Origin of the sequence: Methylobacterium jeotgali, assembly GCF_022179345.1 — a bacterium.
Lineage (GTDB): Bacteria > Pseudomonadota > Alphaproteobacteria > Rhizobiales > Beijerinckiaceae > Methylobacterium > Methylobacterium jeotgali.
Map to the genome: position 1 here is coordinate 39,798 of NZ_BPQR01000043.1, position 16,348 is coordinate 56,145.

Consider the following 16,348-nt stretch of genomic DNA (forward strand, 5'->3'; position numbering starts at 1 on the left):
TCCCTCCCGCGATCGCCGCGTCAGCGCAGCTCGACGCTGCCGATCCGGCGCCACTCCTGCAGCGGCGTCCGCATCCGTGGGCCGCCGCGCCCGTCGACGGGGCCGGCGTAGTAGCCGACGCGCTTGAGCCGGTCCTGCACGGCCCGGATCGTCTCCTTCGACCAGGCGGCGGAGCGGCCGACGATCTGGTTCATGGCCTCGCCCGAATCCGAGGCGACGCCCCGCAGCAGCAGGTCGGCGGCGCGGCCCGGATCCTTCGGGACGCCGCGGCCCTCGTCGAGGAGGATCGCGGCAGGCACGAAGCCGCGCGGGTCGCCGAGCTCGGCCGCCCGCTCGAAATGGCCGAGCGCGGCGCCGGGCTCGGGGATGGTGCCGTCCTGCGAGAGCACGCCGAGATTATAGGTGGCGATGGCCGAGCCGGCCTCCGCCGCCTTCCGCAGGAGCTGGACCGCGCGCTTGGTATCCTTCTGCGCGCCCGTCCCCTCCATCAGCGCCACGGCGAGGTTGATCGCTCCGTCCGGGCTGCCGCCCTCGGCCGCCCGCTCGTAGAGGGCCATGGCCGCCTTCGGGTCCCGGGGGGCGCCGTCGCCGGTCTCGAGGATCAGGCCGAGGCTGACCTGGGCGCGCAGGTTCCCCCGCTCTGCCGCCTCCCGGTAGAGCGCCACCGCCTCCTCCCGGCGACCGGCGGCTGCGAGCGCGCGGGCGAGCAGCGCCGCGTAGTGGGGCATCTCGGGATGGTTCCTGCGTGCCCGCGTGCAGGCCTCGATCGCGGGTCCCGCGTTGGCGGCGAGCTCCGAGAGCGGCACGCCGGGCATGTTCGCCGTCGCATCCCGCGGGTGGGTGGTGGCGCGCTCGCACACCGCCTCCGGCTCGGCCTCGGCATCCTGCGCGGAGGGCAGGCTCTGCAGGAGCGCGTTCGCGGCGGCGACGTGGCGGCCGTCCGGCCGCTTGGCGAGGTAGAACTCGACCAGCGGCCGCAGGCGCGAGCGCTGGGCGAAGTCCCAGAGCCGGTCGTCGCCGAGGCTGTCGTCCGGCGTGCTGCGCGGGATGCCGACGGCGGGATCGGCGGAGGCCACCTTCAGCATCGCCTTGACCTCGCCGGCATGGGCGCCGTCGGAGAAGCGGGTCAGGTAGATGCGCAGCAGGGCCGGGTCGCGGCTGGTGGCGGCGAGCTGCCAGAGCTGCGTCTCCGGCGAGACCGCCTCCGGCCGGCCCGGAACGAGCTGGATCTGGCGGGTGAGCGAGGAAATCTCCAGGGGAACCTGGAAGCCGCCGGTGGCGGCGATCACGTCGTTGCGCACGGCGATCATCGTCGCGCCGATCTCCTGGCCGCGGGTGCCGAGATGGCCGAGGAAGGCCTGGGCGTAGGGGCTGTTTCGGCCGCCGCCGTCGAAGGCGACGTGGTCGGGCCGCGTCGCGTAGGCGAAGAGGAAGCCCGCGGTGTCCTCGACCTTGGCGAGCCCGTCCTTGAGGTTGGCGTCGGCCTCCCCGCGCGCCGCGGCCGCCCCGCGCAGCGGGTTGTTGCGGCAGGCGTCGAGGAAGACGAGGTGGTTGCCGCGCCCGCCCTGGAGTGCGGCGGTCAGGGCCTGAAGGCTGATCGTCTGGCCCTCGACGTCGTCGCGGGAGCGGATCGCCGCGTCGACGGGTACGAGGTAGTTCTGCCGGTCGACCTGGAAGCCGTGGCCCGCGTAGTAGAACAGCGACAGGTCGGCTTCCCGCGCCTTGGCGAGGAAGGCGGCCAGCAGCCGCTCCATCGCCTGGCGGTCGAGGTCGGTCCCCTGCAGCACCTCGAAGCTCCGCGCCTTCAGGGCGGCGGCGACGTCGCCGGCGTCGTTGGCCGGGTTCACGAGCGGACCGAGCCCGCGATAGGCGGCGTTGCCGATGACGAGCGCGACCCGTGTCTCCGCCCGTGCCGGCGCGGCGGCGAGGAGCGCCGCCAGCAGCAGGCCGGCGAGTCCGGCCCGCCGCGCCGTCACCGGCCTCTCAGAGCCCGGCCGCCCGCGAGAGCCGGTTCTCGACCATCTGGAGAGCGCCAGCCACAGCATTGCCCTGCCTCACCCCTCTGGCGGCCGCCGGCTCGTCGGCCCGGATCAGGCTGATCGCCTTTCGGACCACGGTCACCGCCGCGCGGACCACGTTGCGCGCCTGGGCGACCGTGCGCGCCGCGCGGACCTGGCGGGCCGCCGCCCGGATCACGTCCGGCACGCTGCGGAGCGGCGCGGCTCCGGCACCGCTTCCACGCAGGATCGGCGGGATGCGAACCGCGGCGGGCAGGTTGCGCAGGGCCGGCGGCAACTGCGCGATCCGGGCCTCGAGGGCGTCCGCGTAGGTCTCGAGGGCGCGGGCCACGCAGTCGTTGTAGATGCGCACCCGGCGGGTATCGCGGTTCTCGCAAGCCGCGACGGCCGCATCGAGGTCGCGCCCGAGGGCGTCGAGCCCCGCATCGGCGTCGACCGCGAGGGCGGGTGCCGGCGTCTCGGTCGTGCTCGTGCGGCTGATGCCGCTGCCGACCCCGAAGTCGCGGCCGTAGAGGACCTCCTCCGTGCCCGCGACGACGATGGTGTCCGGTGTGTCCACCGCTGGCGAGAAGGGCGGCGGGTACTGGCGGTCGAGGGTCGGCAGAGCCAGGGCGACGGTCAGCGGGTCGATCCCGGCGCCCCGCACGAGGAGGCTGCCCGGCACGTAGCCGATCGTGTAGTTCGGCAGGCCGCTTCCGCGGGCGTTGCCGGCCAGGATCGCGTAGGCGCCGGCTCCGGCGCTCGCCGGCGCGCCGTCGCTCGCCAGGGTGACGCCGGTGACGGTGTCGCCGTTGACGAGGCCGGCGGCCGTGAACTCGGTGCCCGCGAAGGTGAGCGTCGTGCCAACGGTCTTCACCGCGTCGTTGGCGCGGATGACGAGCGGGGCCGGCGTCACGGTGAGCGTGCCCGGCGCGTAGGTGATGGCGTAGTTCGCGACCGCGGCGCCCTGGGCGTTGCTCGCGTTGATCGCATAGGGGTTGCCGGCGACCGTCGCCGCGGCGGGCGCGCCCGTGCTCGACAGGGCGACGCCGGTGACGGTGTCACCGTTGACGAGGCCCGTCGCCGTGAACTCGGTGCCCGCGAAGGCGAGCGCCGTGCCGTAGCGCTTCGAAGCGTCGTTGGCGCGGATCGTCAGCGGCGCCTGCGTCACGGTCAGGGCGCCGGGCGCGTAGGTGATGGCGTAGTTCGCCGCCGCCGGGCCCTGGGCGTTGCTGGCGTTGATCGCGTAGGGGCTGCCGGCGACGGTCGCCGTCGCGGGTGCGCCGGCGCTCGATAGGGTGACGGCCGCGATGCTGTCGCCGTTGACGAGGCCGGTCGCCGTGAACTCGGTGCCCGCGAAGGCGAGCGTCGTGCCATAGCGTTTCGAAGCGTCGTTGGCGCGGATCGTCAGCGGCGCCGGCGTGATCGTCACCGGCGCGTTCACGAGGTTGAAGGCGTAGCCGATCGTCGAGGCGAGGCTGCCGAGGCCGACCTGCGCCGCGCCGGCATAGGTGCCGACGCCGGTCGTCGCGCTGGTGGTGTCCGTCACCGTCGACTGGCCCGTGAAGGCCTGGGCGGCGGTGTCGCCGTTGACGAGGCCGGTGACGGTGCGGGTGAAGCCGAGCGCGGTCGGCCCGTAGGTGCGGGTCGCGTCGGTGGCCGAGACGGTCAGCACCGGCTGCCGGCTGTAGATGAACTGGCTGCCCGCCTGCGTGACGGTGCCGGGCCCGTTGCCCGCGAAGGTGCGGTTGTAGAGGTTGCCTCCCGCGAGGCCGCCGCGCTGATCGGCGGCGTAGTCCGCGCTGTAGACGAGGTAGCGCCCGCCTGCCTGGAGTGCGCCCGCACCGGCGTTGTTGATGAACTGCGCGGTCGCCAGGATCACGTCGCCGGTCTGGCTCTGGAGCGTCTGCCCCGCCGCGACGGTGACGGGGCCGGCCGAGGTCGTTGCGCCGGTGCCAGAGCCCGCTCCGGCGATCTGAAGCGTCCCGGCCGAGACGATCGAACGGTCGACGGCGAGGCTCGCGCCGAGGGCCTCGATGAAGGTCGGCAGGCCGCTGCCGAAGGTCGGCACGCCGCCCGTCGCCGCGACGGTGTAGGGGATGTTGCCCGAGAGCGCGCTGTCGCCCGCCGAGGCCAGCACGGCCGCGAGGCCGGAGGTCGTGGTCTGCCCGGTCGCGACCACGACGCGCCCGGCCTGGGCGTCGACGTTGGTCAGCGCCCCGGCGCCGATGGGCGCATCGACGGTGCGGCTGCCGCGGGTGGCGCCGTCGAGGAAGGCGGTCGCGCCCTGGGGCAGCGCCCCGGCCAGCGGGTCGCGGGCGACGTAGTAGTAGCCGTTGGCCCCCGCATTCGCCTGGTAGGAGGCGGCCCCGCCGGTGGCGACGCGGATCGCCTCGCCGGCCACCGCCGCGCCCGAGGCATCCCGCGTGAGCCCCGAGACCGCGAGCACGCCGGTCGGGAAGCGCCAGGCCAGGTAGGGATAGGCGCTCGCCTGCGTCCCCCAGGTGCCGGGCGCGAAGCCCGCCGGCAGGGCGCCCTGGAGCTGGGCGGTCGTCTGGCCGGTGCCGGCCGCGCTGGTGGCGAGCCCCGAGGTCTGCGTGTCCCAGTAGGAGGCGGTGATGGTCTGGAGCGCGCCGGTGACGGTGCCGACGAGGCCGCCCGCCGCGGTCGTGCCCGCGACGATGCCGGTGGAATAGCTCGTGCCCAGGATGACGGGAGCGGCGGTCGAGCCGCCGGGCACGCTGTTGATCTCGCCGATCAGGCCGCCCGCGGTGGCGCCCCGGGTCAGGCCGGTGGCGTAGGTGTCGGCGATGGTGCTGTTGTTGCTGACGAGGCCGACGAGGCCGCCCGCCGTGCCGGAGCCGGTGACGGCGCCGTTGGCGTAGGATTGCGTCAGCGTGGTCGCGAGCGTCGCGCCGCCCTCCCCGCCGAGGCCGCCGATGAGCCCGCCGACGAGGTTCGCGCCCGAGACCGGCCCCGTCGCGAAGGAGGTCGAGACGGCCACGCTCTGCGCGTTGCCGATCAGCCCGCCGGTGAAGTTCCCGCCCGTGACCGATCCGGCGACCGAGGAGCGCGTGACCGTGGCGGTGTCGGCGACGCCGACGAGGCCGCCGGTGTTGTCGGTGCCGGTCACGGTCGCCGTGCTCGTGGCGTTCGCGATGCTGCTGCCGGCGACCGTCGTGGTCGAGGTGCCGATCAGCGCGCCAGCGAGGCCGCCCGTGGTGTTGCCGCCCGCGACCCTGCCGGAGATCGTCACGCCGGAGATGGCGCTGTCGGTGGCGAAGCCGACGAGCGCGCCGGTGTTGGCCCCGCCGGTGACGTTCGCGCCGGCCAGCGTCAGGTTGCCGATCGTGGCGCCTGTCGCCGCGCCGAACAGGCCCGTGGTGCCCCGTGCCGGAGTGTTGATCGTCAGGTTGGAGAGCGTCTGGCCGAGGCCGTTGAGGCGTCCGGTGAAGGCGCCGCCGGTGTCGCCGACCGGCGCGAAGGCGGTGCCGGCCCCGTCGATGCTGCGGGCAAGGGCGTAGTTGCCGGCGAGGTTGCCGGCCATGCTCTGCACGTCGGCGATGGAGTAGAGGAGCCCGTAGCCGAGCCCGTCTATGGTGAGCGACTGGCCGGGGATGCCGGCGCCGCCGGCCGTCGCGTAGGTCGCCCGGCCGCCGGGGCCGAAGCTCAGCGTGCCGCCGGTGCCGCCGTTGTTGGTGGTGAAGGCGAGCCCGCCGGCGCCGTTGACCTGGAGCTCGGCGTTGACGGCGATGGAGCGGAACGCCTGAAGGGTCAGGATCGTCGGCGCGCTCCAGGCCACGGGCGCGGCGACCGTGATGTCGCCGGCCTGCGCACCGGGGCTGCCGGCACCCCCGGTCGTGACGGTGACGTTCGCCGTGGCGAGCGCGTTCGACAGCGTCGTCGCGTTGATGACCGAGTCGTTGCCGGTCGCCGCGAACCCGGCCTGGTTCGAGTCGGCTGCGTTCGAGATCGTGACGTTGTAGGGGTCGAGGAGCAGCGTGCCGAAGCGGCCCCGCGGCGCCGTCAGGTCGGCGCTGCCGGTGTACGCCAGGAGCACCTTGCCCGAGACTTCCGCGTCGCCGCCGTTCCCGCCCTGCGCGCCGCCGCGGGCGGAGATGCGCCCGGCGAAGTCGGTCGACCGGTCGGACCAGATCACGATGCTGCCGCCGTCGCCGGACCGTCCCGCATCGGCGCTGATCGTGCTCGCGGCGTCGACCCGCGTCGTCGCCGCCCTCTGCAAGCTACCACCGCCCTGATAGTCGCCGCCGATGCGGATGCGCCCGCCCCCGGCCTCGCCGTCGGCGCTGATCCGGGCGCCGGTGAGCCGGATGTCGTTGCCGGTGACCGTGACGCTGCCGCCCCGCGCCGCCGCCCGCTGCGTCCGCGCGCGGGCCGGTGCGGAGGCGTCGAGCCGGCCGCTCACCGTGACGGTGCCGCCTTCCCCGCCCCCGAGCACGATCGCCCCGGAGCGCCCGCCGACCGTGCGCGCCTCGACGACGCCCGAGAGATTGATCGCGTTGCGGGCCGCCTCGCGGGCGGTCGCGGCCTGGATCGTCACGCGCCCGCCGGCGGCGTCGATCCGCCCGGAATGGCTGACGAGGGCCTTGGCGCTACCGTCGTCGCGGCTCGGCACCGCGACCTGGAGGAAGCCGTCGCCGGAGAGGTCGAGTGTCGCCCGCTCGCCCGCGCCGAGGCCGACGCGCCCGAGGGGCACGCTGATCGTGCCGGAATTGTCGACCTGTCCGCCCAACAGCGCCGCGTAGCCACCCTTGGCGATGTCGATGCTGCCGGCGTTCGAGACCCCGGCGGAGCGGCCGTTTCCGCGGAAGTTGCGGCGGCCGGCCTTGAAGTCGTCGTCGGCGATATCGAGGCTCGAGCCGACGAAGGCGCCGGCCTGCACCGTCCCGGTCGGGGTGATGGCGATGCCGTTCGGGTTGACGAGGTAGACCTGCCCGTTGGCGTTGAGCTGGCCGGCGATGGTGGAGGGCGTCGAGCCGGTGACGCGGTTGAGGATCGCCGCGTTCGCGTTCGGCTGGCTGATGTCGACGCGCGCGCCCTGGCCGATCGAGAAGCCCTGCCAGTTCACGATCGCCGTCTGCGAGGATTGCTGGATCGAGAGGCGGTTGCCTGCGGGCTGGCCGATGCCGACGCTGCCATAGGCGACGCTGCCGCCCTGCGGCAGCTCGCCGGCGCTGGCCGGACTGGTGAGCGCGGTGCCGGCGAGCAGCAGCGGCAGCAGCCGGGCGAGGCGGAGCTCGGAGCGGCTGCGGTGCGAGGGCTGGATGGGATCGCGGGTCATGTCGGGCCGCCCTCAGAACCGGATCGAGCCGAGAACGGTGAAGCGGTTGGCGTCCGGGATCGCGTCGCTGCGGAAGCGCCGCCCGAACTCCAGCGTCAGGTTCGCCTCTGTGGCGCTCGCCGGGTCGAGGAGGCTCGCGAGCCTCAGGCCCAGGCCGACGGAGGACACCCGCAGGCGCCCCGCTTCGAGGATGGTCGGGCGCTCGAGGAAGAGCTGGCCGGTGGCCCCGAACACGTAGGGCGCGATGCTCCCCGGCAGGCCGCCGAAGGCGACGCTGAAGGGCCGGGACACCTCGCTCCGCACCACCCAGCCGCTGTCGCCCCCGAGGCTGCCGGCGTCGAAGGTCGAGAGCTCCTGGAAGGAGGCGGTGGCGAGCTGCTCGCTGCGCGCCAGCGGCTGGCCGAAGGAGGTCTGGCCGCGGGCGTAGAGGCCGAGGAGGAAGCTCTCCGGCAGGGGCTGCGTGAAGGCGATCGTCGCGTCGAGCTTCTGGAACTCCGCGTCGGCCCCGAGGCGCGACAGCGGCAGGATCGGCGTGGCCTCGGCGCGGCTGCGTGCGCCCAGCCCGTCGACGCCCAGCGAGAGCGTGCCGCGGCCCGAGAGCAGGCCGCCGCCGTCGAGGCGCAGGTCCCCCTCCCCGCTCAGGCGCACGATGCGCAGACGGTCGAGGCTGAGCGGCGCAGTGGCCGCAGGCAGCACGAGGCCGAGCGCCTCGCTCGTCGCATCGAAGGCGACCTCGCTGAAAAAGTTCGCGCTCCGGCTGCGCAGCCACGGGTAGCGCAGGCGGAAGGAGAGGCGATCGTAGTCGCTCGTGGTCTGGATCAGCCCGGCGAGCTTGGGGGCCGTGCGGCTGTTCACGTACTCGACGTTGAAGCTCAGCCCGTCGGCACCGAGCGGCAACACCATGCCGCCGGAGAGCGTGCGCAGGCGCGGGTTGTCGCCGAAGGGGCTGCCGGTGCCGAGGGCGTCGTTGCCGCCGGGATGCCCGAGGGCGCGCACGTAGAGGGTCTCGCCCTGGCCGAACACGGTGTTGATGTCGAGGCCGGTGCCGATCGTGTAGCCGCCGAGCGCCTTGCCGACGGTGTTGTCGCCGCCGACGAAGCCCGTCAACGGCCGGTAGCGGCCCTCGATCACCAGGGTGGTGGCGCCCTGGGCCTTGCCGGGCACCAGGGTCGAGCGCAGGGACACGCCCGGTGTGTCGCCGGCGAGCAGCAGCCGGCGCTCGATCTCTCCGGTGCGCAGGTCCCGCCGGCCGACCAGCGCCTCGAGCACGGCGGCGATCCGCCCGCGGGCGGGCTCGGGCACGTCGCGCAGCTCGACGCGCTCGACGAAGCCCTCGACGACGAGGAGGCGCAGGCGTCCGCCGTCGCTCAGCTTTTGCGCCGGCAGCACCACGCGGGTCAGGAGCGAGCCCTGCCGGATCAGCGCCGCCTCCAGCTCGCGGGCGGCGGCGAAGATCTCGCTCGCCGGGATGCGGCGTCCGACGAGGCGGGCCTCGATCGCGGCGATCTCGGCGGCGGCGCCGGGCGGGGCGCCCTCGACGGCGACGCCGGCGAGGCGGACGGAGAGCTTCTCGGCGCCGGCCGGCGCGGCGAGGCCCGCCTCCCCGGAGAAGGCGAGCGTGCCCCCCGGCCGCGCGGCGGGCGGGGCGAAGCTCGGCGGCGTGATCTGGCTGGCGGTCTGGGCAAGCGCCGGCCCCGCGAGCAGGGACGCGGCGAGTGCGGCGACAGGCGCGATGCGGAACGCGCGTGAGGAAGCCGGCCGCCTCATGCTGCGTGCGCCGTCAACGGGGTCGTGCCGATGGTCATGCTTCCGGCCGCAGATCTGGTCACGAGACGCTCGAACCCATACCGACCGCCGACGGGGATCGCGTTCCAGGCCACGGCCGGGATCACGCCTCGCGCGGATCCGGCACGTCCTGCGACCGCCCCCGCCGTCGCTCCGACCGGATCGCCCCCATGTCGAGGGCGGACCCGTCTGGTTCTGTTTCGGACTTTCCGCGGTCGAGGACGCAGGGTCAACGGCGTCCTGCTCCCTATGGCTCGGCCGGCATGGCTTTCGCCCGCCTGTGTATGATTTTGGCTACAAGTGTCCGGCCGCGTGGGGCGCCGCCAGAAAGGCGTCCAGCGCCTCGGCGGTCGGAAAGGCGTCGAAGGCACCGAGACGGCAGGCGGTGAGGGCGCCGCAGGCCGCGGCCCGGCACAGGCATTCCTCGATCGGCCGCTCCCGCAGCAGCCCCTCCGACAGGCCGGCGGCGAAGGCGTCGCCGGCGCCGATCGTGTCGACCACCGCGACGGGGAACGCCGCCTGCCGGAACCACCGGCCACGCCGGTAGGCGAGCGCCCCCTGCTCACCGAGGGTGACGACGATGAGCTCGGGCCCCTGCGCCGAGAGCGCCTCGAAGCGCGCGGCCTCGCCGGTCCCGCCCTCCGCGATGCCCGAGCCGTCGAGCCCGAGATCGTCGGCCTCGATCCGGTTGACGACGAGGACCGTCGTCGCGGCGAGGATGGCGGAGTCGATCGGCCGGCTCGGCGACGGGTTCAGCAGGGTCGCGGCACCGCGGGCGCGGGCACGGACGAAGGCGGCGCGGATCGGCGCGTCGGGAGACTCGAAGGTCGCCACGACGAGGCTCGCGGCATCGAGCGAGGGGCCGGCCCGCTCGACGTCCCCGGCATCGAGCAGCCGGTTGGCGCCGAGGCTCACGGCGAGGCAGTTCTCCCCCCGCGCGTCCACGAAACCGACCCCGGCGCCCGTCGAGCCCGGGTGCCGCACCAGCATCTCCCCGCCGAGGCCGCTGCCCGCGAACGCGGATTCGGCGATCGCCGCGAAGGCGTCGTCCCCGATGGCGAAGACGCCGGTAATACCAAATCCGAGCCGATGCAAAGCCAAAGCAAGGTTGAACCCCTTGCCGCCCGGCTCGGAGACGAAGGCTGCGGCGTCAAGGGACTCACCGGCTCTCGGGAGACGTGCTACGATGACTGAGCAGGCAACGACGAAGCTGCCGACGACAAAGACCTGCACGCGTCGTCTCCTGGTCCACGAGTTTGGTCAAGAACACCGCCACCGGCCGAGCACAAATACGTTTGCTGAAAGGCTCCGGTCCGGATGCAATCACAGATTCCGACCGGCTCGCGCATCTCAACCGGCCATCGCTGTTGTCGCTCCTGCGTCTGCGGGACGATACGGCCATGCCGCTGTACCAGCAGCTCGAAGAACAATTGTACGACCTGATCGCCACCGGCGCACTCCCCGGCGGCACGGTCCTGCCGGCCGAGCGCCAGCTCGCCGAGGGTCTCGGAGTCAGCCGCGTCACCATCCAGCGGGCCTACGCGGCGCTTCGCCAGCGCGATCTCCTCGCCTCGCAGGGGCGCAAGGGCTTCCTGGTCCGCCCAAGGCCGGATCAGGTGCATCCCGGCATGGACCGCCTCAAGGGGTTCACCGAGGAGATGCGCGAGCTTGGCAAGATCCCCTCCTCCCGTATCCTCGAACGGTCGGTGGTCCAGGACCGCTCGATCTCCTCGATCTTCGGCCTGCCCTCGACGGCGCCGCTGCTGAAGCTGACCCGCGTGCGCTACGGCGACGACGTTCCCATGTCCCGCGAGGTGGCCTGGTACAATCTCAAGGCGGTCCCGGCCCTGGAGGACGGCGACCTGTCGGGCTCGGTCTACGCCTTCCTCGCCGAGGTCGGCGGCGCCCGGCTCGTGAGCTGCGAGCAGAGCATCGAGGCGACGATGCCGACGAACGAGGAGTGCCGCCTGTTCGGTTTCGACGAGCCCGTTCCCTGCCTGCTGATCAAGCGCCACAGCTTCACGCAGGAGGCCGTGATGGTCGAGTACGTCGAGGGCCTGTTCCGGGGCGACGTCTACAGCTACCGGCTGAAGCTGCGCAGCTGAGCCGCGGGCGCAGCCCGGCCGCGGCCGCGCCTCACGGGTCCTTCGCTCCCGACAGGGCAGCCCAGAACACCGAGGGCAGGATGCTCGTCGGCACGCTGCCCCCGGTCTGCGGCACGTGGATGCGCCGCGAGGCGTTGCGCACCGTGGCGCCGACCACGACGAGCCCGAGCTTGGTCAAGACGTCGAGGGTCGGGCCGCCGGGATCGGCGCGCCCGTCCACCACCTTCAGTCCGGCATGGCCCTGAAGGGCGGTGATCGCCCCGCAGGTCAGGGGCCCGGCGATGCCGTCGATCCTGAGGCAGGGCTGGCCGGCGAGGATCTGCCAGCTGTTGAGCAAGAGTTGGACGGCCTGCACGTCGTCGGGGACGTTGCGGCCGCCCTTTCCCACGGAGCCCGACATCGCCTTCTGCCGCAACCCCTCCGTCCGCTCCCCCGGCACGTCGGCGATGAGCTTGCGCAGGGAGGTCGGCGAGATGCCGAACGGGCGGCCCGGCACCGGGATCGGGACCGGCTGCTGCGGGGGCGGCACCGGGAACGGCGAGGGCCGCGGCGCCGGCAGCTCGGGAATCCGCGGGATCGGGATGTCGGGCAGCGGAATCTCGGGCAGCAACTCCGGGAACAGCACCAGGATGATGATCAGCGCGAGGAGCGCCAGGATCACCGCGAGCTTGATCGCGTCCGAGAAGTTCGCATCGATGCAGAAATGGTAGACCACGAGCCCTTGCGTCCAGTCGTGCCGCTTGTACTCGAGAGTCACGATGACCTTCACGGGGATCGGGATGGGGAGCAGGCCCGGCGCCATCATCGGGATGTAGCCGTTGAAGAGCTCATGCCGGCCGACCGGCTGCCAGTTCTCGCCCGGCTTGTAGGGAAGCTCGGTGTCGGCCATCAGCCCGTCGACGGAGGCGATCTTGGTCTCGCCGTCCTCGTTCGTCCGGTTCGGCATCCCGGGCTTGACCTCGTAGAAGCGCTTGTTGACCGGCGCCTTGTCGCCCATGAAGTCGGGGATGTAGACGAGCTGGCCGTCCTCGCCCTTCGCCTCGCGGCTGTTCATGAGCCACTCGAGCTTCTGCTTGTCGACGTCGGGGTTCTTCTCGACCAGAAACGAATAGTACAGGGTCTTCGAGTTCAGCCCCTGGCTGCCGTCGCGGAAATCGGGCGCGTCGATCGGGACGGGGTACCACTGGCGTCGCCCGGTGAAGGTCTGGAAGTCCGCGCCGATCTTCTCCTCGGCGTACTTGCCGATCTTGTGGAAGATCTTGCCCCGGATCGATTTCGGCAGCGGCGGCGACGGGAAGATGACGCCGTTGGTGACACAGACCTTCATGGTGCCCTCCCCTTCGAGCCGCCCTGCGCGGATCGGCCCCGGCGGCCCGTCTCAGCCTCCGATGATCACCGTCGGCAGTCCCATGACGATGGCGTTCGGCGGTCCGACCGCCTCGACGATGGTGTCGCCCGCCCGGCAGGCGGCGAGCTTGTTGATGAGCACCGTCTGCGAGCCGTTGACGACCACGCCGGGCCCGTGGGGCGGGATCGGCAGGGGCGTCGCGCAGAGGTGGATGTCGGCGCCGCCCGCGCCGCCCGAGATCATCGAACCCATGGTCGAGGCGGCCGTCGACTTGACGGTCTGCTCCGCGGCGAGCGCCGCGGGCGCGCCCGGCGTGCCGGCGGCGGCGAGCGTCGCGGCCTCCGCGACCTGGATCGTCGTATCCGATATGGCCTTGGCCGCCTGGATCGCCGCCGCCGCCGCGGCGCTGACCCCGCGCCAGGCCGGCAGGCTGCCGATCAGCACGTTGGGGCTGCCCGGCCCCGGTTGGAGCACCGGCGGCAGCGGGTGGGCGACGGGGTCGGTGACGCGCGCGGCGGGGCCCTTGGGCATGGCGTGAGACCTCAGCCCTTCTTGGAGCCGCCGCCGCCGGCGACCTTGACCGGCTCCTCGTAGAGGTACTTCTCGGCCCCCGGCAGGACGACGGCGGACTTGCCGAGCACCTCCGGCATCTGGGACATGATCGGCGCGCCGGGGCAGGACTTCGGATAGTAGTCGAGCCACCAGTGGCAGGAGAGGCCGAGGGAATCGATGCAGACGCGCAGGTTGTCGGAGGTGGTCGGCGCGTCGCCGCGGGCGACGAAGGCGTCCGCCAGCGCCTTGTAGTGCTGGTCGAGGCCCATGCCGAGCACGCCGCCGAAGATCGGCTTGCCGGCCTCGTCCTTCTTCACGAAGGACTGCTTGCCGACCCATTCGAGCATGTGCTTCTGCCCGACATAGGGGATCGCGAGCCCCTCCTTCACGTGCGGGAAGGCGTCCCGCACCCAGCCCCAGAGGTCGCGGAGCGCATCGAGCTGGGGACCCGGCTTGATGCCTTCCGTGCGCTGGATGGCGTTGTCCGGCTGGTAGCCGACGAGCTCGACGCTGAGCCAGTGCGGGTTGCCCGGCCCCTGCGCCCAGGCCTCCAGCGAGGCCGCGACGAACTGCACGACGTTGCCGGAGCGATCGATCACGAAATGGGTCGAGACGTTACGCTTCGTGAAGATGTCGAAGCAGTCCCTGGCCTGCCCGCGCCCCGCCGTGATGTGCACGGCGAGCCCGTTCACGCTCTTCAGCGGGCCCCCGAAGGCCTTCTCCAGCGGCATGTATTCGATGGCCCGCTTCGAGAGGAACTGCGCCGCCTGCTTCTTGTCGCCGGAGAAGAGCAGGTCCGCGTTGATGGCGCTCTTGTCGGTGGACGGCTTCTTCTCGGTGACGCTGCGGGCGATGGCGTGGAGGTTGTATGGCTTGCCATGCATCGTGCAGGAGCCGGTCCAGTTCTCGGTGTTGATCGGCAGCGCCCAGGTTTCCTTGGTCTGCGAGTTCGTCCACGTCGTCTTGAGCTTGCCGCCCTCGAGGAACCAGCTTCCCTGGCCGGTCATGCCGTTGTTCTCGTCCTTCCAGGTGACGCTTCCCGTTCGGGAGCGGCCGTCGCCGGAGAAGGTGTAGAGCCAGACCCATTGCTGGGACGCGTCCCAGCAGCGGACGGTCCATTTCGAGGCCTGCATCGTCTGGATGGTCGCCAAGGCGGATACTCCGGTGGCTCGGGTGGTCTCGGGATCAGGCGTCGGTCTCGTCCGGCTCGCGGACGAGCGTTCCCCACTCGGCCTGCCAGAGCCCGTCCGGGTCCAGGACCACGAGGGGCACCCGCATCTCGTTGGCGAGGCGGATCGCCGAGCGGAACGCGTCCTTCAGCGGCATCTCGTCGGACGCGAAATCCTTCGGCAGCCGGCCGCCGGTGATCGCGGCGGGGCAGGTGACGACCCCGGACATCTTCTCGCCCTCCCGCTTCAGCGAGAGTGTCATGGCGTCGTCCGCCGGCTCGTCGACCTGCTCGAAGCGGTTGCCGGAAGCCTCTTTCGTCATGTCCCTCTCCCTCGGGTCGGTCCCGGTCTCGTCGAGGGCCGTGCTCGCCCGCCGACGCTTGCGTCTCACGAGCGGCCGATCACGCGGCTCCCCACGGTCATTCCCGCCATCACCGCCGGCTTCAGCGCGTTCGTGGCGGAGGCGGTGATGGTCTTGCGCTCTTCGGTCGATTTCGACGTTCCGGTGCGCGCGATCTTGTCCATGTGGCGGATCGTCAGGACGCCGACGATGTTGTCGGCGGACGTCTGGTATCCGTAGCCGATGATCTTGTTCATCTGCTTGTAGATCAGCACCGCCTTCGCGGTCGCGGTGCCGTACTCCATGACCTCGGCCTCGGCGTTGAAGAGCGACGCGGTCATCTCCGGATCCTCCCCGCTGGCCACGTCTTCGGCGTACATCACCTGCAGGGCGCCGACGCCGTAGAGGAAGAACTGGATCCGCCTGACGTGGACGCCCTGATCGCCGACGGTCACGTGATAGCGGTGATCGATGGCCGTCATCTGCAGCCTGGCGTCGTCGCGGAAGAGCGTGCTCGTCAAAATCTTGCTGGCCACTGTTTCGGCTCCCTGTCCGGATCGCGCTTCGATCCGACGCTGCTACTCTTGTCCCCCGCACAGCGCGCGGTCGGCTCCGGCGGCTCTACGGCGGCCGCTCCGCGCGGCGTCCGATCTGTCGCATCGCGGCGCCGGCCTCAGAGGTTGAGCTGGACCGGCGGCTTCAGGAAGAAGTCGCCGCGGGCCGCCGCCGAGCCGGAGGTGCCGATCGTCACGCCCGTCGAGACCTCGATCGAGATTCCCAGGCTGTCCAACTTGAGGATCGCCTTCGCCGAGATGTCGGTGTTGAGGGCGAGGGAGAACGGCTCGAACCAGGTCGCAGCGCCGGCGAACGCGTCGAAGCCGGTGCCGGCCTTGGTGAAGAACTGGTCCCAGGTGTGGCTGCCCTTCGTGATCGAGAAGCCCGGCCCCGCCGAGAAGCCGGGTTTCCACGACTTGCCGAGGCTCGGGCCGCCGGAGATCGCCGCGCCGAAGAAGCGGCACTGCGACATCTGCTTGGTGCGCCTGTTGAACAGCAGGAAATGGTACTCGATCGTGCCGACCTGCACGCCGACGTTCAGCGGCCCGACATTGCCGCCTGCGCCGACGCCGCCGTTGAAGCCGGTCAGCTCCTGGATCGCCCAGGGCTCGCGCGTATCGATGACGATCACCGTCTCGGGGACGACCTGCGGCGGCGCCGGCGGCAGGTTCCCGTTGGGCGGCACGATCTGCGGCACGACCACGCCGGGCCCCGCGGGAGCCGGCCGCACGCCGACGACGATGCTGATGCGCACGGACCGCTCGAGCTCGTCCTCGTCGAACTTCGAGGTCGACTTGTCCTCGCCGACGGCGTGCATGTCCCTGAGAGGCACCTGCGCGTCGGCGAGGCCCTGGCGGAGGAGGTAGGCCCGCACTCTGGAAACGCGCTCGCGGGAGAGCTGCCGATTGTAGGCGGCGTCGCCCGTGCGGCTCGCCGTGCCGGTCATCTCGGCGTGATACCGGTTGCGCTTGAGGAAGGGCACGATGTGCTGGTTGAGCAGCGTCTTGTGCTCCGGCTTCAGCATGTTCCCGTCGATGTTGTAGTTCGAGAGGATGAACTCGAACTCGACCGTGCCCGGCGTATCCAGGTCCGTGACGAGGAAGCCGCCGTCGCCGGGGCCGGTATCCCGCCCGACCTTGTCCATCCCGACCATGCTGTCTCTCCCGGCGCGGCTGTGACTATTCGGGGCGGATCG

General features: G+C 72.2%; 11 protein-coding genes. 1 reads left to right on the top strand and 10 read right to left on the bottom strand.

The window, feature by feature from the left end:
- Positions 1-20: 20 nt before the first annotated feature.
- The 4 genes from MFF04_RS13130 to MFF04_RS13145 form a co-directional block, all read right to left on the bottom strand.
- A complete protein-coding gene (locus tag MFF04_RS13130) occupies positions 21-1,976 on the bottom strand; it encodes a caspase family protein (protein ID WP_238276405.1) in 1,956 nt (651 codons plus the stop codon).
- A 7-nt stretch (positions 1,977-1,983) separates the two neighbouring features.
- Positions 1,984-7,299: a beta strand repeat-containing protein gene (locus tag MFF04_RS13135; protein ID WP_238276407.1), complete on the bottom strand. Its 5,316-nt coding sequence runs from the start codon at positions 7,297-7,299 to the stop codon at positions 1,984-1,986.
- Between the two features lie 12 nt (positions 7,300-7,311).
- The gene (locus MFF04_RS13140; RefSeq protein ID WP_238276409.1) at positions 7,312-9,066 is read right to left on the bottom strand and encodes a ShlB/FhaC/HecB family hemolysin secretion/activation protein; all 1,755 of its coding nucleotides are present in this window, start codon (positions 9,064-9,066) and stop codon (positions 7,312-7,314) included.
- A gap of 312 nt (positions 9,067-9,378) precedes the next feature.
- On the bottom strand, positions 9,379-10,317 hold the full coding sequence (locus MFF04_RS13145; RefSeq protein ID WP_238276411.1) for a ribokinase: 939 nt from the start codon (positions 10,315-10,317) through the stop codon (positions 9,379-9,381).
- Positions 10,318-10,484: 167 nt separating this feature from the next.
- Between MFF04_RS13145 and MFF04_RS13150 the strand changes: the two genes are divergently transcribed.
- The gene (locus tag MFF04_RS13150) at positions 10,485-11,189 is read left to right on the top strand and encodes a GntR family transcriptional regulator (protein ID WP_238276412.1); all 705 of its coding nucleotides are present in this window, start codon (positions 10,485-10,487) and stop codon (positions 11,187-11,189) included.
- A 31-nt stretch (positions 11,190-11,220) separates the two neighbouring features.
- Here the strand turns inward: MFF04_RS13150 and MFF04_RS13155 are convergent, their stop codons facing one another.
- From MFF04_RS13155 to MFF04_RS13180, 6 genes are all read right to left on the bottom strand, one after another.
- Positions 11,221-12,516, bottom strand: a complete 1,296-nt coding sequence (locus tag MFF04_RS13155) for a peptidoglycan-binding domain-containing protein (protein WP_238276413.1) — start codon at positions 12,514-12,516, stop codon at positions 11,221-11,223.
- A gap of 51 nt (positions 12,517-12,567) precedes the next feature.
- On the bottom strand, positions 12,568-13,068 hold the full coding sequence (locus MFF04_RS13160) for a PAAR domain-containing protein (protein WP_238276414.1): 501 nt from the start codon (positions 13,066-13,068) through the stop codon (positions 12,568-12,570).
- A gap of 11 nt (positions 13,069-13,079) precedes the next feature.
- Positions 13,080-14,240, bottom strand: coding sequence for a peptidoglycan recognition protein family protein (locus MFF04_RS13165; RefSeq protein WP_238276415.1), 1,161 nt, complete (start codon positions 14,238-14,240; stop codon positions 13,080-13,082).
- A gap of 34 nt (positions 14,241-14,274) precedes the next feature.
- On the bottom strand, positions 14,275-14,580 hold the full coding sequence (locus MFF04_RS13170; protein WP_238276416.1) for a hypothetical protein: 306 nt from the start codon (positions 14,578-14,580) through the stop codon (positions 14,275-14,277).
- A gap of 65 nt (positions 14,581-14,645) precedes the next feature.
- Complete coding sequence (locus MFF04_RS13175) at positions 14,646-15,134, bottom strand: hypothetical protein (protein WP_238276417.1); 489 nt, start codon at positions 15,132-15,134, stop codon at positions 14,646-14,648.
- Between the two features lie 137 nt (positions 15,135-15,271).
- The gene (locus tag MFF04_RS13180) at positions 15,272-16,306 is read right to left on the bottom strand and encodes an OmpA family protein (protein ID WP_238276418.1); all 1,035 of its coding nucleotides are present in this window, start codon (positions 16,304-16,306) and stop codon (positions 15,272-15,274) included.
- Positions 16,307-16,348: the final 42 nt, after the last annotated feature.